The organism is Priestia sp. D51 (assembly GCF_053345675.1).
This window is the reverse complement of record NZ_JBLTIR010000004.1, coordinates 310,709-333,572: the sequence shown is the minus strand read 5'-3', so window position 1 is coordinate 333,572 and position 22,864 is coordinate 310,709. Positions and strand designations below refer to the sequence as shown.

Sequence of the window (22,864 nt, the reverse complement as noted above, 5' to 3'; positions counted from 1 at the left end):
TTCAATAAAATGTTATGAAAAATTCAGAATTTTATTGACAGTATTGCCTTATAGTGATTTAATAAGATTATTCAACTGGTAATTACATCATTATGAGTTGTGAATGTAAATAAAATTTATTTTTTAATTCATTTGTCTTACAATGGAGAAAAGAAATAAATTTTAGAAGAGGTGCATTGTGATAGACAATACAAATAAAATAGTGGTAGAAAAAAATAGACCTTTGCCTCTATACTTTCAGCTGAAAGAAGTACTTAAAGAAAAAATTGAAAAAGGAATTTATAAGCCGGATGAATTGATTCCTTCTGAACGAGAACTAATTGATACTTATGGGATAAGTAGAACACCTGTAAGGCAGGCTTTAAATGAACTAGTGGCTGAAGGTTTTTTGAGAAGAGAGCACGGTAGAGGAACCTTCGTTGCACCAAAGAAGATTGACCAAATGTTTTTGGAAAGTTTGAGTAGTTTTGGAGATGAAATGGAGCGTAAAGGACTTTCCTTTGAAACAAAAGTGTTAAATAAAGAGATTGTTGAAAAAACGTCCACTCTTCAAGAGATCTTTGGAGATAAATATCAGTTTTTTTACCGAATTGATCGACTAAGGTATATTGAGGAAGATCCATACGTCCTTGTAACGACCTATATTCCAGCATCTCTTGCATCGGGTCTGCTTGATGAAGATTTAGAGGTTCAGTCTTTGTACAAGACGCTTGAATTAAAATATGGATTTCATATCAGTCATGCTAAGCGTGTAATAGAGGCTGTTAATGCTACGAGTGAGGACGCTGGCGCTTTAAATATTCCTCCGATGTCTGCTGTTCAAATTACAAAAACAACGGCTTTTCAAAAAGATTCTCAGCCTTTTGAGTATTCTATAGGGCGTTACCGTGGAGATTTAAACAAGTTTACAGTAGAGGTAAAATACGAAAGAATATAAGAAAGCTGAACGAGTTTTTTAACTTGTTCATTTCTCTGCACCAACTGGTAATTACGTCATTACAAGATGAAAGATTTAGTCTATGAGCTATTGAAGGAGGGATGGATATGAGTAATGGGTATATTATTGCTCATGATATCGGAACAACGGGAAATAAAGCAACTTTATACAAGGCTGACGGAACGTTGGTTAATAGTACGCTCTATAAATATAAAACCTTCTATCCTAAAGCTGGATGGGCTGAACAAAATCCATCAGACTGGTGGGAAGCCGTTTGTGAAACAACAAAAATTTTGCTTGAGCAAAGTGGAGTGAAACGCGAAGAAATTTCTGCTGTGAGTTTCAGCGGGCAAATGCTCGGCTGCTTGCTTGTAGATCGAGATGGAACTCCTCTTGGTAATTCCATTATATGGGCAGATATGCGGGCGGCCGATCAGGCTCGGCGGTTTGAGAATGAAATAGGTATGAAAAATGTTTATGAAATCACAGGACACCGCATTAGCTCATCATATTCTGGAGCAAAGATTAAATGGGTCAAGGAAAATGAGCCGGAACGCTTTAAAAAAGCATATAAAATCTTACAAGCGAAAGATTACCTTGTGTATAAACTAACAGGTATATTTGCAACCGATTATTCAGATGCATGCGGAACTAACTGTTTTGATTTAGTAAATAAAGTATGGTCTCGTGACATTTTAAATACATGGAGAATTGAGCCGGAGCTTTTTCCAGATTTGTATGCTTCTACTGATGTAGTAGGATCAGTAACAGCTAAGGCATCAGACGAAACAGGCTTACTTCAAGGAACTCCTGTGGTAATAGGGGGAGGTGATGGAGTGTGTGCAGCTGCCGGCGTGGGCGTTATGGATGAAGGAGAAGCTTTTAATTACATTGGCTCTTCTTCATGGATTGCAACGGCATCAAACAAGCCTATTTTTGATCCTGAAATGAAAACGTATACATGGGTTCACCTTGATTCTACTAAATATTCCCCTAATGGAACAATGCAGTGCGGTGGGGGATCTATGCAATGGATCACAGAGTTACTTTATCAAAATTCCAACAAAAGCTATGAACTTATGAATAGTGAAGCCGAGCAATCGCCCCCTACGTCAAAAGGGCTAATTTATTTACCTTACTTAATGGGAGAACGCTCACCCAGATGGAATCCGGATGCTAGGGGAGCTTTTGCTGGTTTGTCCATTACTCACACAAGAGGAGACATTGCTCGTTCCGTCATGGAAGGAGTGGCATATAACTTGAAAATTGTACTTGATACTTTTCAAAAAGAAGGAGCACCAATTGACCGGATGTGGGTATTAGGCGGCGGAGCAAAAAGCACTTTATGGCGTCAAATTCTAGCAGATATTTACGGGCTTGATGTGTATGTGCCTAACTATTTAGATGAAGCAACATCTATGGGGGCAGCGATGGCTGGAGCCGTTGGAGTAGGGATAGTAGATAATTTTAAAGAGGCTAAAAAATGGGTGAAGAGAGTAGGTATTCACCATCCTCAGCCAGATATTCAAGAACAGTATCAAGAGTTTTTTTCGGTATTTAATGAAACGTATGAACAGCTAAAACCAGTTTACCAAAAGTTAAAAGTTTTTAATTAAAAATAGAGGAGATGCATGATAAATGAGTACATTATTTCAACCTTTTGCTACACAATTAGATTTTGAAACAGGTAAATTAAATCCAGAAGGAAAAGTCATTATTCGACATTTATCGGATATGGAAGGCATGTACTTAGACGAGGGAGAATTTGAAAATCAACTTAAGAACAACCCGCTTATTTACGAGGTTTATAACGTAGTAGTTCCAGAGACAATGCCTCACATTCAGCATTGCGTAACTATTTTGCATCCAGGAAAAGTAGGAAAAGAGTATTTTATGACCAAGGGACATTATCACGAAGTATTAGATAGAGCTGAAATTTATTTTTGCCTTAAAGGAAAAGGTGAGCTGCTAATGCAAACAAAAGACGGAGAATTTTCTAGCCTAGAAATGGTGCCGGGAACAGTGGCATATGTGGCACCAGAATGGGCTCATCGCACTGTTAATACGGGGGAAGAACCTTTTGTGTTTTTTGCAGCTTACCCGGGAGATGCAGGCCATGATTACGGAGGTATTGAAACAGAAGGATTTGTAAAGGCGTTAGTTGAACAAAATGACAAGCCAACATATATTGAAAACCCTCGCTATATACAAGCGGTAAAATAACAAAAAAGGAGAAAACCACATGCTTAAAGTATTAATTACCCCTCGGTCATATGGGATGTTTACAGAAGACATTATGAATAAATGGCGCGAAGAGGGGTTTGAGGTGATAAGAGAGGTCGGCCCTATTTCTGAGTCCAGGTTTATAGAGCTCATACAAAATGTACAAGCCTTAATCATAGGAACTGACCATCTTAGTAAAGAAGTTTTAAACCACGCTTCGGAGCTTAAAATTATAGCAAAATATGGAGCAGGTACTGATAATATTCCTAAAGAATATGCAACCCAAAAAGGAATTGTGGTCGTGAATACTCCCGGTGTGAATCATGAAGCTGTTGCAGACTACGCGTTTGGTTTAATGCTGTCTGTAGCCAGACAAATTTCACTATCTTCTCAAAGGCTCAGAAAAGGGCAGTGGACAAAAAACGTAGGTGTTGAACTTTATGGGAAAACGCTAGGGATTCTAGGGTTCGGTGCAATAGGAAAAGCTGTTGCCCGCCGTGCTAAAGGATTTCAAATGAACATCCTCGTTTATGACGTTTTTCAAGATGAGCAGGCAGCTGCTGAATATGGTGCAACCTACGTCCACATAAATGAATTGTTAACAAAAAGCGATGTTGTATCTGTTCATATGCCTCTTGTGCCTGAAACAACAAACCTTCTAAACTATCAAATGATGAAGAAGATGAAGAAAGAGGCAATTCTCATTAATACCGCAAGAGGCGGAATCATAAATGAAACCGATCTTTTTCATATTTTAAAAGAAGAAAAAATACTAGGAGCGGGAATTGATGTATTTTCCGTTGAGCCGCCTACAGATTCTCCTTTGCTAGAGTTAGATAATGCTGTTTTAACCCCTCATAATGCAGCGGCCAGTAAAGAGGCAATCGAGCGTATGACATTACAGTCAACGCATAGCGTCATTAAATTTTTCCAGCAAGGAATTTCAAAAGGGCAAGGAGGGAACCAGCATGTCACGCAAACGTGAAGTTATGAATGGTATTTGTAAAAGTAGTGTTGTGGCAGTTTTACGAGGTACAGAAGCGGAAGTGTTAACGACAGCTAGAGCTGCAATTGATGGCGGAATACAGGCAATCGAACTAACGATGACGGTTCCAAATGCAATTGACATATTACGTCAATTAAAAAGTGAATGTGCCTCTCAGTCCGTTTACATAGGAATGGGTACCGTCATAGACGTTCATTCGGCGGTTAGTGCCCTTCAAGCAGGAGCAGATTTTGTTGTGACTCCTCACTTGGACATGGACATTATTGCGGTAAGCCATCAATATCAAGCTCTTGTTATGCCCGGAACTTTTACAATGACAGAAATGGTTACTGCGCTTAAAGCAGGGTGCGAAATTCTTAAATTATTCCCAGCAGACTTAGCAGGAACGGCCCATATTAAAAATGTAAAAGGGCCTTTGCCTCAAGCTAATATTATGCCTACTGGAGGCGTCAATGAAACAAATATTGAGCACTGGATTCAAGCAGGAGCAATCGCTGTAGGGGTAGGGTCTAATTTAACAAAAGCAGGTGGGGAATCGCTTGACTCCCAAAAAATTCGTGAATATGCCTCTTTGTTGATACGTAAAGCGCAGCAGGCTAAATTGATGCTTAGCGGTATTAGATAATGAAAAATTCAAGTCGTATACAAACTGTTTTAGGCCTTGTGGATTCAAACGAAATCGTACATGTTCAGCCGCATGAGCACCTTATGCTTGAAAAAGGTCATGCAGCGAGTACTAATTCAGATTTATGCATTGATAATGTCGATGTTACAGTAAGTGAAGTAAAGAAACTGTCTGCGCGCTCTCTTGTAGTGGACGCACAGCCGATCGGCGCGGGGCGCATGGCAATGGACTTGATACGAGTCTCCAAGCGAACAGATGTTCATATTGTTGCTTCAACAGGGTTCCATAAATCCATGTTCTATTGGCGAGATCATTGGATCCATAATGAATCAGCAGAGGTCCTTACAGCGCTTTTTGTTTCTGAAATTCAAAAAGGAATGTATGTAGGTAATGGAATAGAGAGGCCCACTAAAAAAGTTAATGCAAAGGCAGGGCTAATTAAAACAGCCGTCGATAAAAAGGGGTTAACTCCCTATTATCAAATGAAGTTTGAGGCAGCTGCCGAAGCGTCGCTTTTAACAAACGTCCCTATTATGGTTCATATTGAAAAAGAATCCGATCCGTTTGAAATTATTCAATTTTTGACGGATAAACAGGTAGCAGCTAAAAAAATAATTCTTTGTCATCTCGATCGTACTCATCATGACTACGGATTGCATAAAGAAGTAGCGGCAACGGGTGTCTACCTTGAGTACGATACGATTGGACGGTTTAAATATCACAGCGATGATAAAGAAATTGAGTTAATTCACCACATGTTGAATAGCGGCTTTCAAGAATCTCTTTTAATTAGCCTGGATACAACTAGAGCGAGGCTGCAAGCATATGGGGGAGAAATAGGAATTGATTACTTAACTAAAACCTTTATTCCAAAGTTGAAAATAAGTGGGATTTCAGATAAAACCATTAGTACCTTAGTTCTGGATAATCCGCTCGCAGCTTTAAGCGTTTAGAAAAATCAAGGAGGACACTATGTTAAATCTAGTAAATGCAACCAAACCAACCTTTTATTTTATTGGCGTTACAACAGGACAATCCTCTATCATGAAGCTATTTCCTTTATGGGCTAAATCTCTTTGTATCGATGCGGAGATTAAAGGAATTGATATTGATATTCATGCAAGCCGTGAAGTGTACCGTGAAGTGGTAACTTTTTTAAAGAATGATCCTCTGTCGCTGGGGGCATTGGTCACAACACACAAAATTGATCTATATCATGCGGCAAAAGACTTGTTCGATGAGCTTGATCCTTATGCGCTGTTATTTGGAGAGTTATCAAGTATTTCCAAAAGAGACGGAAAGCTGATTGGACATGCTAAGGATCATATCTCTAGCGGATTAGCCATGGAGGGTTTCCTTCCAAAAGGTTATTGGAACAAACATAAGGGGGATGTCCTTATTATGGGAGCTGGCGGAAGTGCCATTGCCATTGCTTCAAACTTGATCCACGATGCAAAACGTAATGGCATGCCATCTGCTATCTATGTGACAAACCGAAGTCAACCGAGGTTAGATTCAATGCAGAAAATTATCTCGGAAATGTCTACGGATGTACCTATTCAGTATCTTACAGTAGACGAGCCATCTAAAAATGATAAAGTGTTATCTAAACTCAAGCCTTATTCTCTAGTTATTAATGCAACAGGGCTTGGAAAAGATCGACCAGGCTCTCCGCTAAGCAACGAGGCGCTATTTCCTCACAATAGTCTTGTGTGGGAACTGAATTATCGAGGGGATTTGTTGTTTATGCACCAAGCGCTGTCGCAAAAAGAGACGCAGTCATTATATGTTGAAGACGGATGGATCTATTTCATACATGGGTGGACTCAGGTAATTTCAGAAGTGTTCCAAATCCAACTAAGCAATGAGCAATTTACTGAAATTGAAAGAATTTCAAGTGAGTTTAATCAATCAAAAGTAAGTGGGAAATAAGGGAGTGAGGAGAAAATGTTTCTCCTCTTCACTTACATAAAACAGAGATAACTAAAAGTGAAAGCGTCAACAAAAAAGACTACAAAAAGGTGAAGGATGTGCCTCTTATGAAGATTATAAGCACAGAAAATTATGAGGAAATGAGTTACATGGCAGCTGTTGAAACGGCTAAATGTATAAAGGAAAATCCAGAGTTAGTATTGGGTCTTTCGACCGGAGGAACGCCTCTAGGTACGTATAAAAATTTAATTCAGTTATACGAGGAAGGAAAAGTAGATTTTTCAAATGTAACAACATTCAATTTAGATGAATACATCGGTTTGGAGCCAGAGCATTTCCAAAGTTACGCGTACTATACATGGGAAAATTTTTTAAAATACTTAAATATCAAAGCAGAGCAGGTGCATATTCCTTTAGGTATATTTGAGAACGAAGATCAAGCAGTGAAAGAATACAATGAGAAATTAATGAAAGCCAACGGAATTGACGTACAGATATTGGGAGTTGGAAGGAATGGTCACATTGGTTTCAACGAGCCTCAAGATTACTTGCATGGGGCTACGCATATTGCTAAGTTAACCAAAGAAACGATACGAGACAACGCTAGGTTTTTTTCAAATATAGAAGATGTCCCTGAAAAAGCAATAGCAATGGGAGTAGGAGACATTTTAAAAGCAAGACACATTATCTTTATCGCCAGTGGTAATGAAAAAGCAGAGGCTGTTTATCAAACGTTACATGGACATATTACAACAAGATGTCCCTCTTCTCTTCTTCAGTTACATCCTAACGTCACAGTTATTGTAGACAAAGAAGCAGCCTCGTTACTTTAGATGTCAAGGAGTATTTTAACAGCATAGGTGAACACGGAAGCAAGTGGATTTGTAAAGAAATGATGAGTTATAATAGGGAGGCTTTACAATGAAACATAAAAATTTAGTTCAAATGCCTAATGGGTATCTTAATCGAACGCCTATCTTTCAATTTATTTTACTTTCTATTCTTTTCCCACTTTGGGGAGCAGCCGCGAGTTTAAATGATATTTTAATTGCTCAGTTTAAAAGTGTATTTACTCTTAGCGACTTTGCAACGGCTTTTGTGCAAAGTGCTTTCTACGGGGGATACTTTTTAATTGCTATTCCAGCTTCGTTAATTATTAAAAAAACAAATTATAAGCTTGCTGTTATTACGGGACTAATCTTCTATATTATAGGTTGTTCACTGTTTTTTCCTGCTTCTCATATGGCTACCTATTCTATGTTTTTATGCGCAATTTTTGCAATCGCCATTGGTTTAGGTTTTCTTGAAACATCAGCTAATACGTATAGCTCCATGATGGGACCTAGGGAATCCGCAGTGCTACGCCTTAATATCAGTCAGACGTTTACACCTATCGGATCTCTTTTAGGAATTGTACTTGGTAAGTATTTAATCTTCCAAGAAGGGGAAAGCCTTGATAATCAGCTTGCTAAAATGAGCTCGGAAGAAGCACATATCTTTGGCCTTAAAATGTTACAGCATACGCTGCAGCCTTATAAATATATGATTTTAGTTCTTATTGCCGTACTGGTACTTTTTCTTATAACGAAATATCCTTCATGTAAAGCTCAAATAGAGAAGCACGAGGTAGGGCAAAAAAGCGAATTAATAAAAACGCTAAAGTATTTAGGGGGGAATTCGCGTTTTCGTAAAGGTATCATAGCCCAATTTCTATACGTAGGGATGCAGGTAGCTGTATGGTCATTTACCATCAGATTGGCCTTAGATCTTAATTCTGAAATTAATGAGCGAAGCGCATCAAATTTCATGATTTATAGTTTTATTGCTTTTTTTGTTGGGAAATTTATAGCTAATCTATTGATGACACGTTTTTCAGCCAAAAAAGTGTTAGTTATCTATTCAATTATTGGTACGCTTTTACTTGCGTATACGTCGTTTGCATCCAGTACGATGGCTGTATATGCAGCTGTTGCTGTAAGCATGCTTTTTGGTCCATGTTGGGCAACAATCTATAGTGAAACGTTAGAAATAGTAGAAGAAAAACAGCATACGGAAGTCGCGGGAGCTATTCTAGTTATGGCTATTGTAGGAGGAGCTGTTATTCCCGCCGTTCAAGGACTTGTATCAGACTTAACAGGGTCGCTTCAACTCGCTTTTTTAGTTCCGACGGCATGTTTTATCTATGTAGGATACTATTTTTATAGTGGTGTAAACAAACGTGAAAAAGTAAAAAAACTAATGAATGAAGACCAAGTTAATTCAGCTAAATAGAAATTGATTTTATAAACAAGGAATTTTAAGTTTTTCATCGAATACAATGTAAATTGCCTTAAGTTAAAAAGAAAACTGCTTTGGAAGCAGTTTTCTTTTTTTACTTTAATTATTTATTATTATCTTTTTAAAAAAGGAAGGAATGTCCTGTGATTATAATTAAGCCTTTAAGTCAGTGTTCTTTTTCTGATGCGCTAGAAGCATTTAATAAGGGTTTTGAAGATTATTACATTCCGGTTGAGATGTCACTAGATCAATTCATTTGTAGGTTTGGTGTGGATCGTTTATCTGTCGAGCATTCTTTTGTCGCTTTTTATAATGACACACCAGCTGGAATTATGTTAAATGGAATAAAAAGAGTCAAAGGAAAGAAACATGCTTGGAATGGAGGTACAAGTGTAGCATTCCTTTACCGAAAAATGGGAATTGGTGAAGCCTTACTAAAAGCTACACTTGAGAAATATCAGCAGCAAGGAGTAGTGGAAGCCAGTCTGGAAGCATTTACAGTCAATAAAAAAGCTATTCACCTTTATGAGAAATATGGATATGAAATTGTAGATACGCTTTTCTTTCTAAAGCATAGAGGTAGTTTTCCCGCTTCTTTACTTAAAAAGAAGAATCAGCTTGCATATTCGTTAAAGCGACGGCTTGCAAAAGATATTCAAAACCTACCCTTTTATGCATACGACGTTCCGTGGAAAAATCAATTTGACTGTATTTGTGATGGAGAATCGTTTATTGCGTTGAATGAAAGAAACGAAGAAGTTGGCTATCTATTATTTCAAAAGAATTTTTCTTCCATAGGCATCGTGAATTCCGTTACTTTTTATCAAGGAAGCGTTAAGGAACATATCTCAAATTCAGAGGACGTTCTGGCCTTTTTATTAGCAACCATTTTTAATATGTATGGACCAATTGCTTACAATACACATAATGTACCTGAAAAAGGAAATAGCTTACTCGTGAAAATGTTAAAATCATTTGGTTTTCAAGATTTATATACAGATGAAGGAATCAAACTTGAGCAGGTGTTTATGAAAAAACAACTTTAAAAAGCGGCCATGGGCCGCTTTTACTGCATTTCCGTAATTGGATGTGCATCATAAAATTCCTCGATTTTTTCTTGCTGCCCTTCGTATTTTGCTTTCCATGCTTGAGTCCCGTCCTTATAATTGCGCAGATCTGTTCCGTAGAAGTCGGTTAACTCTTTTCGAGTAATCGTGATTGTCTGAGGAACAGTCGTGTTAATAGTAAAGTGAACGCTGTCAACATTTTGTACGGCAGAAAGTAAAATGGTTGCGTTATGTAAAAGTGTACGTTTAGTTTTAACAGACGTCCAGCTTTTTTCAAACGCATGCTGATTATCTGTTGCAGCGTAGTTAATTGCTAAGTAGTAAGGTTTTTGCGCATTTTGAAAAGTTATACCTTTTAAATAAACGTGTCCTGGAAGTTTATTTGTTATTTCTTCTATTGAAGTATCACGTTTTAAAGAAGAAGTATGATGAATAGAAGAAGCAGAGACTCTTTCAGCAGACAGATTATTATGAGGTGCATAGGCACACCCTGATAGGCAAGTGAGCACTATACAAAGTGTAAGAGAAGCATCTATTTTTTTCATAATGGTAACTCCTTTTGTTTATATCTATTTGTAAAGACGAAAGACCTACACTTTTTGTTTCATACAAAATATAAGTTTATTCATTAAAAAGACAGATAATCCAAAATAATAGAAGTTAATAACCCTAATGAAGCAATAAAACCAATAATAGGACCACCTTCTTCAAAAGCTTCCGGCAACATCGTAGAAGCAACCATGGCCACAATTCCACCACCGGCAAATGAGGCAATAAAGCCCATCATGTTTGGGGTAGCGTCTTGAAGAAATAGATATCCAATCCAAGAACAAAGAGCTGATATAAAGAAGACCGAAAGCCATAATGAAAAAATTTTCTTTCGCTTATATTGGCTTTTTAGTAGTCCGCTTGTCCCGGAGATTCCTTCCGGTATATTGCTGATAAAAATAGAAACAACAAGCAGCCAGCTAACGTGGTGCTGTTCAATCAAACTTGCGCCAATCATCAGTGATTCAGGTATAGCATCCATAATGGTACCAATAAAAATGGCTAGTCCTGAGCTAGCTGGGACAAGGTGGTTTGAACGTTTTCTTTTGTGAGCACCTTTTTTAGCTAAAGACATATCAAGAAGAGTAAAAAGTGCTGCGCCTGTTAAGAAGCCTAAAGAAGAAGCAATAATTCCCGCTTCTTTTACCGAATCTTGAATGAGCTCGTAAGCAGCAGCTCCTAACAAAACGCCCGTGCCAAAAGCCATAATATAAGCAGTCAACTGTTTTTTTAAAGGTACAAAAATAGCTATAATAGCTCCAATTAATACAGCTGAGCCTGAGACACCACCCCACATAAGGGCATCTATCACATGAGATCCCTACTTTCTTGCGTACTTATTTGTAGTGTAACCATCTATGTGATTATTATGAAACAAGATAAAAGAACTAAAAAAATGGAAAAGAATCACTGATTTAGACCTTAAATAAAATAAGTCTTCTGTATAATTGACAAAATTTTCTGATTATGTACGTTGAAAGTGAAAAAACCTTGTGATAGTCTGATCAAAAGATATAAAGATGGAAAAAAATTCTTTCATCTGTAGAAGGTCAAAAAACTTAATGAGGTCACTTTTAAACGAAAGAAGGAAGACGAGATGAATCCAAAAGCAGTGAAAAGAGAAAATCGTTATGCTAACTTAATTCCTATGCAAGAAATTAAATCCGTTGAACAGCAGCTTTACCCATTTGATATTTATAACAGTCTGCGTCAAGAAGCACCTATTCGTTACGATGAAAGCCGAAACTGCTGGGATGTATTTGATTACGAAACAGTAAAGTATATTTTAAAAAACCCGTCGCTTTTTTCATCCAAACGAGCAATGGAAGAACGCCAAGAAAGTATCTTAATGATGGATCCTCCAAAACACACAAAATTACGAAACTTAGTGAATAAAGCTTTTACACCAAGAGCTATTCAGCACTTGGAGGGTCATATTGAAGAGATTGCAGATTATTTATTAGATGAAGTAAGCAGCAAAAAAAAGTTTGATATAGTAGAAGATTTTGCTGGACCACTGCCGATTATTGTAATAGCTGAGCTGCTAGGAGTACCTATGCAAGATCGGGCACTGTTTAAAAAGTACTCCGATGACTTAGTGAGCGGTGCTGAAAATAATTCAGACGAAGCTTTTGCGAAAATGATGCAAAAGCGTAATGAAGGGGTGCTTTTTTTACAAGGGTATTTTAAAGAAATTATCGCTGAGCGTCAGAGAAAGAAACAAGAAGATCTGATTTCGCTGCTTTTAGAAGCAGAAATTGACGGCAAACATTTAACAGAAGAGGAAGTACTGGGGTTTTGTATTCTATTGCTAGTAGCGGGCAATGAAACAACAACAAACTTAATTACGAACGGAGTCCGGTATATGACAGAAGACGTAGACATACAGAATGAAGTTCGTCAAGACATATCCCTAGTTCCGAATCTCGTGGAAGAAACGCTCCGCTATTATCCTCCTATTCAAGCGATTGGACGCATAGCCGCTGAAGATGTAGAACTTGGAGAGTATAAAATTAAAAAAGGGCAGCAGGTAATTAGCTGGGCAGCAAGTGCAAATAGAGATTCAGCTAAGTTCGAACGGTCTAACACTTTTGTCGTGCGTCGTAAAACGAATCCTCACGTAAGCTTTGGTTTTGGCATCCATTTTTGCTTAGGAGCACCGTTAGCAAGAATGGAAGGGAAAATTGCCTTTGCTAAATTACTAGAAAAAGGGGAATTTTCCAAAGTTCAGAATCAGTCTTTGAAGCCAATAGATAGCCCTTTTGTTTTTGGGGTAAAAAAATATGAAATTACTTTTGACAACGCCTGAAAAGCGAGCGCAAATGATGCGCTTGCTTTTTAGCGTTCAGTCTTCCATTTTTGGTCCTCTGAAGGAGACGTATAGGTGTCCATTGAAGAGATAAGCTGTTCGGGAGTATCAGAAATATTGATGAGACGAATAGCAGAATCCGTAGAAAATCCTTCATCTACTGCATGCTGAACCATTTGCATAAGCGGGTTGTAGTAGCCGTTTACATTTAATAACCCCACTGGTTTTTTATGTATGCCAATTTGAGCCCAGCAAAGAGCTTCAAACAGCTCTTCAAATGTCCCGAAACCTCCAGGAAGGGCAATATAAGCATCTGCTAACTCGTGCATAGTTGCTTTTCGCTCGTGCATGCTCTCTACTTCGATGAGTTCTGTCAGCGCGGTATGAACAATTTCACCGCTAAACAAACCGCGGGGCATAATACCAATGACTTCGCCCCCATGTTCAAGCATTTCATTTGCGACTTCTCCCATCAGGCCCATTCGTGAGCCTCCGTAAATCAGCCGGTAGTTTTCTTGGGCCATGTAGCGTCCTAGCGAGACGGCGGCCTCTTTATATTCTGTTTTTATTCCTGCGCTTGATCCTGCAAACACACAAATTGATTTCAATTTCTTCACTCCTTTGTTTCTTCTCTATATAAGTCTTTTCTGTTTATGAACAACAAAATCCTTCTTAATAATTTATGAATTTTCGCAATGTCATCGCTTGATTATTCTAAAAACTTTGCTTATAATCAAAGCGAAACATCTGTTTGAAAGCGTTATCTATTTCTTTCGATGAAAAAGAGAGTACGCATAGATCTACTTGTAAGATAAGTAGATAATATGAACTTATGGGAGATTGGACCGTTTTAAATGCTTCATTAGTAAGTATACGTACTTGCAGGATTAGGACAAGGGGGATATGGGGATATGATGAATAATTTAATACGCACATTAATGGTACAAACACCGACTGTACCGGGAAACTTAGGAAGAGTAGCAACAGCCATTGGAAATGTAGGAGGAGACATTGGCGAGGTTGAAACCGTTAAAGTAGGACATAACTACACGATGAGAAGTATTACGGTTCAAGTAGAAAGTGAAGACCAGCTTGAGGAATTGCTTGAAGCGGTTCGCAGTTTAGAAGGCATTACTTTACATACAGTATCAGATGAAGTTCTTCATGCGCATGAAGGCGGTAAAATTCAAATGAAAAGCAAAATGAAAATTGAGTCGATCGCTGACTTAAGAAGAGTATATACACCAGGTGTAGCAAACGTTTGCCGTGCTATTCAAGAACAGCCCGACAAAGCTAAAATTTATACGAGCATTGGAAACACGGTTGCGATTGTAACGGATGGTACCGCTATACTAGGACTAGGGAATATTGGTCCAGTTGCAGGAATGCCTGTTATGGAAGGAAAAGCTGCGTTATTTGATCAGCTTGCCAGTGTAAACGCTATCCCTATTTTGTTGAATGTAAATGAGCCGGAAGAAATCATTCAAACGGTTAAAAATATTTCACCAGGATTTGGCGGTATTTTACTAGAAGATATAGGGTCGCCTCACTGCTTTGAAATTGAAGAACGTTTAAAAGAAGAGCTAGATATTCCAGTTATGCATGATGATCAACACGGAACAGCAGTTGTGACGCTAGCAGCAGCTATCTCAGCTTGTCGCAGCACAGGTGTGAATTTGAAAGAAGCAAAAGTAGGGCAGATTGGTTTAGGAGCTGCTGGTATCGCTACTTGCAGAATGTTCATGGCTTACGGTGTCAAACAGGTGATAGGAGCTGATAAGTCTCCTGAAGCGAATGAGCGCTTGGTCAGCTACGGTGGAAAAGTAGCGGATTCATTAGAAGAGCTTATGGAGAACTGTGATATTGTTATTGCGACAACAGGTGTACCTGGCTTAATACAGAAAGAATGGATTCGAAAAGGGCAAATCATTTTAGCACTTTCTAATCCAAAACCAGAAATTGAACCTGAAGATGCTCTTGAAGCAGGAGCTATTTATGCTACTGACGGAAGGTCAGTGAATAATGTGCTTGGCTTCCCAGGTATTTTCAGAGGAGTATTAAATGCGGGAGTGCGTGATATTACGCATACGATGCTTGTAGCTGCAGCTGAAGCCATTGCAAATTCAACGCGTCCAGGCGATTTAGTTCCTCACCCTCTTAATCTAGCTGTACACGAAGCAGTATCTGAAGCAGTTGAAAGAGCGGCTGTTGCACACGGAGAGAAAGACGGCGTTTATCGATAACAAACAAGGCTGCCTCGAAATAGGCAGCCTTGTTTGTTTTTTATCAAAAAATAATAAGAAAATAGTAAACGATGAAACTTTTTTCCTTTTTTAACGTAATATAGTAATAGAAATAGTAAAAAAGGTAGAGAAAGGAGTTTCTATGGAGTTTGAACATTTAAAGGGCAAATTGCCCCTCGAGGCTAAAAAAGCGATGCGCTGGCAATCCATTTTTACGCATAGCCTGTGGCTTCTGGCAACAGCGGGTTATTTTCTACTCGTTCATTTTTTTGATTGGTGGTCAATTATTGGATGGATATCAGCTGGACTATTAGTCGTGAGCTTTATCATATATACAATTATAGCTCCAAATGTATATATGAATGTATATTCATATGAAGTAACAGATACTCAAATTGATGTGCAAAGAGGGCTCTTCATCTGGTATCATACGAAAATTCCCCTTGTGAAAGTACAGCACGTTGAAACGTTGACAGGGCCGATTTTTCGAAAATTTGACTTGGCATCTGTTAAAATCATCACAGCAGCTGGAAGCGTCGAAATTCCTGCACTCGTACAAAGAGATGCTGAAGCACTGCGAGAGTATATTGCTAGACTAGCAGAGGTAGATGATGAAGATGAGTAAGCGGCTGCATCCGCTATATATTGCAATAGCATTTATTGAACATATAAAAAATAATATCCTGCCTTTTGTGTTTGTATTTATCGTCAATCGGCACCTGTTGTTTACATATTGGTGGGCAACGCTATTAGCGGGAGGCGTAGTCGCTTTATTTGCTTTTTTTACCTGGAGGGAATTTCGTTATGAAGTAACGGAAACGGAAGTGCGTCTATATAAAGGGATTTTTAAAAAAGAAAAACGATTTATTCAACGAAATCGCATTCAATCGATTCAGTTAGATCAGCCGTTTGTCTTTAGAATTCTTCGCTTAGCTCGGCTTCGTATTGACACGGCCAGCAGCGGTACGGATGCTGAAATTGATTTATCTGGTATTTCACTAAAAGAAGCGCACCATCTTAAAGATACGTTAAAGCTGTCAGGGAGTCAGCCGGAAATAACAGAAAAAAGTCCTGAACGTATGATGAAAGTGTCGGTGAAACAGCTGGCGTTAGCTGCTGCGTTTTCCGGGAATTTTGGCTATATATTTGCTGCTCTTGGTTTTCTCTATCAGTATATTGATACGTATATCAACCGCTGGGTGAAGACAGCTTACGAAGAAGTGATTCATCAATCGATGCTTGGTTTATTTGTATTAGTGGCTGCAATTGTGGTGCTTGCTTATTTGTTGTCTATCGTTTTATATGTGATACGATTTGGCGGTTTCACAGTGGAACGCTACGATCATTATCTACATATTAAATACGGACTATTAAATAAGAAATCCCTTACGATTCCTTTTCATAAAATACAGGCTGTTACGATAGAGGAAGGGTTGGTTCGACGCTTATTTGGATGGTCTTCCGTTTCGTTAAATGTCGTAACCTCTGATTTAAAAGAAAAGGTCTATTTACACCCGTTTATCCAGCAAAAAGAGATTTCAGCGTTAATGAACGTATATGTCCCGCACTACGAATATATAAAGTGTCCAAGAAATACAGCTATTCAATATGCATGGTACCCATTACTATTACCGCTCTTGTTATTTGTAGCGGCAGGGATTGGCATCAGCTTTTGGAAATCAATGTTCGTGTGGGTTATTGCTGTGCTATGCCTTGCATATGTACTTATTCACTGGTTGGGCTATCGCCAAGGCGGCTTAATGATGAACGAGGTATTTGTCGCTATTCGCTCACAGTTTTTAACACGAAAAACAACGATTATTAGAAGGAAGAAAGTGGAGCAAATTGAGGTGTTTGCAGGCACCTTTTTATGGAAAAAAGGATACAGGAAAATAAAAATTTCAACTATGGGTACAAGCGGCAGCTATAAATCGGGATATTTTCCATTTGAAATTTGGCATCCTATCTTTCTGCAAGCTACTTCTTCTAAAAAGGCATGAAGAATATCATTGTTCTTCATGCCTTTTGACGTTATCTATTCATTAACTTTTTTCCTTGCTCGTAATAGCTATTCATCACGTCAGCGGGCACCATACTGCCTCCAGTTGACCATACAAGGTGAGTAGCTTTTGACATATCGTTTTCTAGTGCTTGCGCTTGTATATAGGAAGACCCGCTTTCCATCAGGTGAAGAGGCCCTTGTAAACCAGCCGCTGCTGAAGGTTCTATATACATATTTTCACGATTGGCTAGCTCATAAATAAATCGGAAAAGCTGATCATCTTCTACAGTATAAATTCCGCTAATAAGCGATTTTATCGTTTCGCCTACAAAGCTAGATGGCCTTCCTACAGCTAGTCCATCGGCAGCTGTTATGTTATCAAGTCCAATATCGGTAACGGAAATGCCATCATGCAGCTCGGTCATTAATCCAAGCAGCATGCAAGGAGAGTGAGTAGGTTCAGCAAAAAAGCAGTGAACATGATCACCGTATATTGCTTTTAATCCAAACGTAATACCGCCAGGACCTCCGCCTACTCCGCAAGGTAAATAGACAAATAAAGGATGTTCGGCGTCTACTTGAATTTGCAGCTCGGCTAGCTGCTTTTCCAAGCGTAAGGCAGCGACGGAATAACCAAGAAATAAATCTCTAGACTGCTCATCGTCAATAAAATGACATGCGGGGTCTGCTTCGGCTTGCTTTCGTCCTTCTTCCACGGCTTTTCCGTAGTCAGACTGATATTCAATAACGGTTACGCCTTTCGAACGAAGCAGATCTTTTTTCCATTTCTTCGCATCGGCTGACATATGGACGGTGACGTTAAAGCCGAGAGCGGCGCTTATAATACCAATGCTTAAACCTAAATTACCGGTAGATCCTACTGCAATAGAATAAGAAGAAAATAACTTTTTACATCGTTCTTCAGCTAGAAGAGCGTAGCTGTCTTCTTCGGTAAGCAGCCCTTCTTTGATAGCAAGGCTTTCAGCAAATTTTAATACTTCATAAATGCCGCCTCTTGCTTTAATAGAACCTGATATAGGAAGATCGTGATCGCATTTCATCAATAATTTTCCTTGCAGCTCGTTCTTCATTTGTTGATTTAAATAGTCTTTCATGTATGCAATTTCTTGAAGAGGTGATTCAATGATTCCTTTTGATGCTTTTAGCTCCGGAAAAGCGATTTGAAGAAAAGAAGAAAAGCGAGAAAGTCGCTCTTTTGCATCTTTTATACCTTTGGTATGTAAAGAAAGAGACGAAAGTGCTTCTTGAGCAGGTTTTAAATAAGGATTTATCCAAAGTATTTCCTGTTTATTGATTAAAGGTGTTGATAAAGGATATTCACGCATCCATGTAGCAAGGGGTTTTTGGTGAAATAAATGTGTAGTCATAAAGGCTCCTTTCTCAATATGTTATTTCCTTTATATGTATAGTATCAAGAATAGAAGAAGTTGAAAACGAAAATATCAAAAAGCAGAAAGCGCATTTTAACTGCCTCTTGTATACTAATAAAGATAACTTATACAACTGCATAGAAAAAAGGAGAGGAATTTATGGCATTTTCAGGCGATGATAGCAGATGTCCTATCTGCGGAGAGAAAAATAACTGTGCTTCTGTACAAGGCAGAGAAATAGAAAAGTGTTGGTGCATGCAGAAAGTTTTTACTCCTGATTTGTTTAAACAAATTCCTTTAGAAAGCAGAGGGAAAGCGTGTGTATGCGTCAAATGCGTTGCGAGACAGAAGGAAGAAGGTGAGGATTAACGTGAAAAAAGGAATTATTTCATACGGTGAGGCATTTATTGATTTTATCGCCAAAAATGAATCTAACACTGACTTTGACCCTTTTTTAGGAGGCACAACCGTTAATGTAGCAGTTGGAGTTCAGAAGCTAGGAGCAAAAGCATCTTATATCTGCAAGTTAGGGAGTGATGAAACAAGTGATTTTGTAAGAAAGAAGCTTTTAATTGAAGGAGTAAACCAAAGCGGCTGTGTAACTTCGGTGACGAAAAAAGTTTGTGAAGTGTATGTACATAAAAGTAAAGAAGGAGATCGTTACTTTCATTCCTACATAGATTCTACCCCTCATGAGCAAGTGTATAAATATGAGCTGCAGGAAGATCTATTTGAGAAGGCAGCGATTTTTTATTTTGGATCAGGCACTTTGTTTCATCCGATTTCCCAGGAAACTACAAGAGAAGCTGTGAGGCTCGCAAAAAAATATCGTATGCTGGTAGCTTTTGATCCGAATATTCGAATGAAAAGATGGGAAAGTGAAGCAGCATGTAGAAATATTGTAACATCGTTTTTGTACGAAACAGATATTTTGAAAATCTCTCAAGATGAGCTCCTATTTTTGATGAATTCAACAGATCTGGCAGAAAGCCTAGAAAAACTGAGAGCGTATCATATTCCGTTCGTATGGGTCACTCAAGGAGAAAAGGGCGCAGTAGCCGTTACTGCAAATCAAACGCTTCATGTGAGTGCAAAAAAAGTACAGGCGATAGACACGACGGGAGCGGGGGATGCATTTATGGCAGGAATTCTCTGGTGTATTCACGAAAAAGGTTTGCCTGAACGTGAGGAGTCATGTAAGCAGTACACAATGTTTGCCAACGCGTTAGGTGGAGCAGTTTCGGCGAGATACGGAGGAATAATTTCACTGAAAGCAAAAGAAGTATCTAGTATAAAAGCAGGTAGCTGATAGCTACCTGCTTTTGAACGTTTATTATTTAAAAAATGACAGTATAATCATAAGGGCAAAAATAATCGTAAGGTGGTTCAATGAGAACACAAACATTAAAGTAGCCCATTTTGTATCTTCTAATTTTTTAAATCCAACAATTCCAAGAAGCATCCACACGAGTGTTAAACCGAACATTGTAAATGCGATAATTTTACTAAACGATAAAAATAAGAACGATGCCGCTAGTAAAATAACTAGGTATACAAGCGTTTGGACTTTGGAACGACGGATACCTTTTACTACAGGAAGCATTGGTACACCTGCGGCTTTATATTCCTCAAGTCTTCTAATCGCAATAGCGTAGAAGTGAGGAGGCTGCCATAAAAACATAAATACAAACAATCCAATTGCTACCGGATGAAATAAGTCTGGTGAAATAGCGGCCCAGCCAATGATTGGAGGCATAGCTCCAGAAATACTTCCGACTTCGGTATTATAAATGGTTGTACGTTTTGTAAGCATAGTATAAGGCACTACATAAAAGAAAAATCCTAAAATACCCATAATGGCGGCCATGTTAGAAACTAAAAATAAAATACCTACACCAATAACAAATAAAGCCAGTCCTAACCATAGAGCAAATTTAGGGTTGACCGCTCCTGTTACCGTCGGTCTGTCTTTTGTACGTTTCATGATTGCATCGATATCACGGTCATAGAAGTTATTAACTGCCCCAGCTCCTCCTACGACAAAGGATGTCCCAATTAAAGCCAAAATAATGATAGGAATTTGTGTCACAAAGCTTAAGTCATTAACAGCAATTGCGAGACAAAGCCCAGCAACCATTCCTAGTGAGTTCGATTTAATAATCCCAGTTTTTATAATAGCACTGATTACTTCCCGGGAAAAATACTGATTGATAGGAAGTGATTCCTTTGTGATAACTTCGGTATTTTTCACAGCAATTCTCCTTTTTGAGCTTATTCTTACATGAATAAACCTAATCTTTATTAATCAACTAAACTATTTTAACAAAAAAATATCGTAATTACATCAAGGTTGCTCGTAAAAATTGTTAACATTCCTTGAACTTTTTTAAAAAACAAAGAAAAATGTCGAATTTCCGACTGAAAATAAGTACATCCTTTATTATAAGATAAAAATGGAATGCTTAAAAACGAAAATTTTGACTATCTGGTGAACTTTTAACGAGCAAGAAACTCGAACTTAATCGTACCATATTTATTGGTAATTGCAATCACATAGTATGTGATGAAAGAAAAGATGTGGTACATTAAAGAAAGAACTAATAAGTTTATTTACTATGTCTTATTCACAAGGAGGATATATGATGCCAGATAAATATGCTAGCTTCTCTGAACTTGCCTCTTATGAAGTATACAACCAAGACTACAAAATTCAATTTGAAATCAGACCTTCTAACATTATTATGCTCGCGATACACGGCGGAGGTATCGAAACTGGAACATCCGAACTTGCTGTGGGCCTAGCCGGCAACGAATACTCGTACTATATATTTGAAGGGTTAAAGAAATCAGGAAATGCCGATCTTCATATCACATCCACTCATTTTGATGAACCTCATGCGTTAACGATTATATCAAAAGAAGACTATGCAGTATCTTTTCATGGATACAAAGACAAAAGTGAAAAGCATACTAAAATCGGCGGTGCTGACAAAGCGTTAAGGTCCAAAGTACATGAAGCGCTTGTTTCTAAAGGCTTTAGTACAGAAATTTTATCAGATCAAGATCCTGTTTCCGGTACCAGCCCTAGAAATATAACCAATAAAACAGCTAGGCGGATGGGTGTGCAAATTGAGATAAGTAAAGCGCAAAGAGAAGCTTTTTTTTCAACTAACACGAGAAATGAACGTAAAAATTCGAAAACCCAGGAATTTTTTGAGTATATATCAGCTATTAGAAGTGCATTTCCTCTTAGATAAATCAGATACGTTTAGTATTTATTAAACAGGTTAGATTTATTACGGACATGTTTGTGGTATACATATAGTAACTACATAAACTGGAGGAGATAATCATGAAAAAGTTTGACCAAGAAGATACCCTAGAACGACTTAAAGCCTCTTATCGATATTTAAAAAGCATAGACATACCAGAAATCAGCACATTAGATGATCAAAAACGAGCGGAAGCTGTGCAGTTAATCGAAGAGATTGGTCTTAAAATATCAGAAATGCGCGTAAAAGTAGAGTGAGTAAAAAGGGAAAGAAGGACATCTGTCCTTCTTTCTCTTTTTCGACAACTATAAACAGGAGATTGGCCATGAATGAACAATATTATGACGCTTTATTAAATATAAAAACAACGGGAGAACAAAAGGGATTTAATGATTCATTTCATTACCATCGTTATGAACCCATGCCTTATAGTGCATTCGAAGCACTTTTCAGTCAATATGAGCTAACAAGCAGCGATAGAATTGTCGACTTCGGGTGTGGGAAAGGAAGGCTGAATTTTTATGTGAACTACCTATGTAATGCCACCGCTGTAGGGATAGAAATGAATGAGCACTTCTATGAGCAGGCCATAGATAATCAGAGGCGCTATTTAAAAAAAGCCAAGGGCCGAAAAAGTCATATTTATTTTCAGTGTTGTTTAGCCCAGGAATATAAGATTCACCCACTAGACAACTGCTTTTATTTTTTTAATCCTTTTTCAGTTCAAATTTTTATCCAAGTAGTGAACAATATTTTGCTTTCGTGGGAAGAGAATAAGCGCGAGATTGATTTAATTTTGTATTATAGTTCAGAGGATTATCTTCATCATCTCGAAAAACACCCTTCTTTCATTTTAAAAGAAGAGGTAATGCTGCCAGAGTTGAATCGTAAAAATCCATATGAACGGTTTTTGATTTATAAAGTAGCTTATTAAGACGACTTATTTACTATTTCATAAAGGTGTATCGTCGCTCGTTCTATTTAACAAATTAGCAGGGACTAGAAAAAGACCTGCTGATTTTATTTATAACT

24 protein-coding genes are annotated in these 22,864 nt (G+C 38.1%); 19 read left to right on the top strand and 5 right to left on the bottom strand.

From position 1 onward, the window contains the following. Nucleotides 1-178: 178 nt before the first annotated feature. The 10 genes from ACNHOZ_RS18445 to ACNHOZ_RS18400 all read left to right on the top strand — a co-directional run bounded on the left by ACNHOZ_RS18445 (nt 179) and on the right by ACNHOZ_RS18400 (nt 10,046). The gene (locus ACNHOZ_RS18445; RefSeq protein WP_049164277.1) at nt 179-937 is read left to right on the top strand and encodes a GntR family transcriptional regulator; all 759 of its coding nucleotides are present in this window, start codon (nt 179-181) and stop codon (nt 935-937) included. A 107-nt stretch (nt 938-1,044) separates the two neighbouring features. Then, nucleotides 1,045-2,553: a xylulokinase gene (gene xylB, locus ACNHOZ_RS18440; protein ID WP_063247292.1), complete on the top strand. Its 1,509-nt coding sequence runs from the start codon at nt 1,045-1,047 to the stop codon at nt 2,551-2,553. 22 nt (nt 2,554-2,575) lie between these two features. Beyond that, a complete protein-coding gene (locus ACNHOZ_RS18435; RefSeq protein WP_033578812.1) occupies nt 2,576-3,160 on the top strand; it encodes a glucose-6-phosphate isomerase family protein in 585 nt (194 codons plus the stop codon). 19 nt (nt 3,161-3,179) lie between these two features. Continuing rightward, nucleotides 3,180-4,145: a phosphoglycerate dehydrogenase gene (locus tag ACNHOZ_RS18430; protein ID WP_047751097.1), complete on the top strand. Its 966-nt coding sequence runs from the start codon at nt 3,180-3,182 to the stop codon at nt 4,143-4,145. Then, the gene (locus ACNHOZ_RS18425; RefSeq protein WP_048021223.1) at nt 4,129-4,791 is read left to right on the top strand and encodes a bifunctional 4-hydroxy-2-oxoglutarate aldolase/2-dehydro-3-deoxy-phosphogluconate aldolase; all 663 of its coding nucleotides are present in this window, start codon (nt 4,129-4,131) and stop codon (nt 4,789-4,791) included. The genes ACNHOZ_RS18430 and ACNHOZ_RS18425 overlap by 17 nt, the downstream gene beginning before the upstream one ends. Then, the gene (locus tag ACNHOZ_RS18420) at nt 4,791-5,744 is read left to right on the top strand and encodes a phosphotriesterase family protein (protein ID WP_048021221.1); all 954 of its coding nucleotides are present in this window, start codon (nt 4,791-4,793) and stop codon (nt 5,742-5,744) included. The genes ACNHOZ_RS18425 and ACNHOZ_RS18420 overlap by 1 nt, the downstream gene beginning before the upstream one ends. A gap of 19 nt (nt 5,745-5,763) precedes the next feature. After that, nucleotides 5,764-6,723, top strand: a complete 960-nt coding sequence (locus tag ACNHOZ_RS18415; protein WP_033578816.1) for a shikimate dehydrogenase family protein — start codon at nt 5,764-5,766, stop codon at nt 6,721-6,723. 107 nt (nt 6,724-6,830) lie between these two features. Then, nucleotides 6,831-7,556 carry a glucosamine-6-phosphate deaminase gene (gene nagB / locus ACNHOZ_RS18410; RefSeq protein ID WP_447697269.1) on the top strand — a complete coding sequence of 242 codons (726 nt, stop codon included), beginning with the start codon at nt 6,831-6,833 and terminating at the stop codon, nt 7,554-7,556. Between the two features lie 88 nt (nt 7,557-7,644). Then, a complete protein-coding gene (gene fucP, locus ACNHOZ_RS18405) occupies nt 7,645-8,994 on the top strand; it encodes an L-fucose:H+ symporter permease (protein ID WP_048021214.1) in 1,350 nt (449 codons plus the stop codon). 149 nt (nt 8,995-9,143) lie between these two features. Next, complete coding sequence (locus ACNHOZ_RS18400) at nt 9,144-10,046, top strand: GNAT family N-acetyltransferase (RefSeq protein ID WP_048021212.1); 903 nt, start codon at nt 9,144-9,146, stop codon at nt 10,044-10,046. 20 nt (nt 10,047-10,066) lie between these two features. On the opposite strand, the gene ACNHOZ_RS18395 is transcribed toward ACNHOZ_RS18400, so the two are convergent. Both ACNHOZ_RS18395 and ACNHOZ_RS18390 read right to left on the bottom strand, forming a co-directional pair. Further along, nucleotides 10,067-10,612, bottom strand: a complete 546-nt coding sequence (locus ACNHOZ_RS18395) for a DUF4825 domain-containing protein (RefSeq protein ID WP_028413579.1) — start codon at nt 10,610-10,612, stop codon at nt 10,067-10,069. Nucleotides 10,613-10,695: 83 nt separating this feature from the next. Next, nucleotides 10,696-11,427 (bottom strand): ZIP family metal transporter, encoded by a 732-nt coding sequence (locus ACNHOZ_RS18390; protein ID WP_221833441.1) that lies wholly within the window; start codon nt 11,425-11,427, stop codon nt 10,696-10,698. A gap of 285 nt (nt 11,428-11,712) precedes the next feature. Between ACNHOZ_RS18390 and ACNHOZ_RS18385 the strand changes: the two genes are divergently transcribed. Further along, nucleotides 11,713-12,924: a cytochrome P450 gene (locus ACNHOZ_RS18385; protein ID WP_221833439.1), complete on the top strand. Its 1,212-nt coding sequence runs from the start codon at nt 11,713-11,715 to the stop codon at nt 12,922-12,924. A 29-nt stretch (nt 12,925-12,953) separates the two neighbouring features. Here ACNHOZ_RS18385 and ACNHOZ_RS18380 read toward each other — a convergent pair whose 3' ends face one another. Beyond that, the gene (locus tag ACNHOZ_RS18380) at nt 12,954-13,532 is read right to left on the bottom strand and encodes an LOG family protein (RefSeq protein ID WP_028413576.1); all 579 of its coding nucleotides are present in this window, start codon (nt 13,530-13,532) and stop codon (nt 12,954-12,956) included. A gap of 303 nt (nt 13,533-13,835) precedes the next feature. Here ACNHOZ_RS18380 and ACNHOZ_RS18375 point away from each other — a divergent pair, with 303 nt between their 5' ends. The 3 genes from ACNHOZ_RS18375 (at nt 13,836) to ACNHOZ_RS18365 (ending at nt 17,167) form a co-directional block, all read left to right on the top strand. Then, a complete protein-coding gene (locus ACNHOZ_RS18375) occupies nt 13,836-15,167 on the top strand; it encodes an NAD-dependent malic enzyme (RefSeq protein ID WP_034265658.1) in 1,332 nt (443 codons plus the stop codon). A 142-nt stretch (nt 15,168-15,309) separates the two neighbouring features. Next, on the top strand, nt 15,310-15,792 hold the full coding sequence (locus ACNHOZ_RS18370; RefSeq protein WP_013056785.1) for a PH domain-containing protein: 483 nt from the start codon (nt 15,310-15,312) through the stop codon (nt 15,790-15,792). Beyond that, nucleotides 15,785-17,167, top strand: coding sequence for a PH domain-containing protein (locus ACNHOZ_RS18365; RefSeq protein WP_257042552.1), 1,383 nt, complete (start codon nt 15,785-15,787; stop codon nt 17,165-17,167). Before ACNHOZ_RS18370 ends, ACNHOZ_RS18365 begins: the two co-directional genes overlap by 8 nt. A gap of 31 nt (nt 17,168-17,198) precedes the next feature. Here the strand turns inward: ACNHOZ_RS18365 and ACNHOZ_RS18360 are convergent, their stop codons facing one another. Next, on the bottom strand, nt 17,199-18,557 hold the full coding sequence (locus ACNHOZ_RS18360) for a D-serine ammonia-lyase (RefSeq protein ID WP_447697268.1): 1,359 nt from the start codon (nt 18,555-18,557) through the stop codon (nt 17,199-17,201). A 162-nt stretch (nt 18,558-18,719) separates the two neighbouring features. Here ACNHOZ_RS18360 and ACNHOZ_RS18355 point away from each other — a divergent pair, with 162 nt between their 5' ends. Both ACNHOZ_RS18355 and ACNHOZ_RS18350 read left to right on the top strand, forming a co-directional pair. Continuing rightward, nucleotides 18,720-18,929, top strand: a complete 210-nt coding sequence (locus ACNHOZ_RS18355) for a cysteine-rich CWC family protein (protein ID WP_063247299.1) — start codon at nt 18,720-18,722, stop codon at nt 18,927-18,929. Between the two features lies 1 nt (nt 18,930). After that, nucleotides 18,931-19,869, top strand: coding sequence for a carbohydrate kinase family protein (locus ACNHOZ_RS18350; RefSeq protein ID WP_447697267.1), 939 nt, complete (start codon nt 18,931-18,933; stop codon nt 19,867-19,869). A 24-nt stretch (nt 19,870-19,893) separates the two neighbouring features. Here ACNHOZ_RS18350 and cyoE read toward each other — a convergent pair whose 3' ends face one another. Continuing rightward, the gene (cyoE, locus tag ACNHOZ_RS18345) at nt 19,894-20,811 is read right to left on the bottom strand and encodes a heme o synthase (protein ID WP_013056789.1); all 918 of its coding nucleotides are present in this window, start codon (nt 20,809-20,811) and stop codon (nt 19,894-19,896) included. 391 nt (nt 20,812-21,202) lie between these two features. Here cyoE and ACNHOZ_RS18340 point away from each other — a divergent pair, with 391 nt between their 5' ends. The 3 genes from ACNHOZ_RS18340 to ACNHOZ_RS18330 all read left to right on the top strand — a co-directional run bounded on the left by ACNHOZ_RS18340 (nt 21,203) and on the right by ACNHOZ_RS18330 (nt 22,766). Next, a complete protein-coding gene (locus tag ACNHOZ_RS18340) occupies nt 21,203-21,817 on the top strand; it encodes a poly-gamma-glutamate hydrolase family protein (protein WP_447697266.1) in 615 nt (204 codons plus the stop codon). Nucleotides 21,818-21,912: 95 nt separating this feature from the next. Continuing rightward, on the top strand, nt 21,913-22,089 hold the full coding sequence (locus ACNHOZ_RS18335) for a hypothetical protein (protein WP_165573411.1): 177 nt from the start codon (nt 21,913-21,915) through the stop codon (nt 22,087-22,089). Nucleotides 22,090-22,157: 68 nt separating this feature from the next. Then, nucleotides 22,158-22,766: a methyltransferase gene (locus tag ACNHOZ_RS18330; RefSeq protein WP_447697265.1), complete on the top strand. Its 609-nt coding sequence runs from the start codon at nt 22,158-22,160 to the stop codon at nt 22,764-22,766. Nucleotides 22,767-22,864 lie beyond the last annotated feature (98 nt).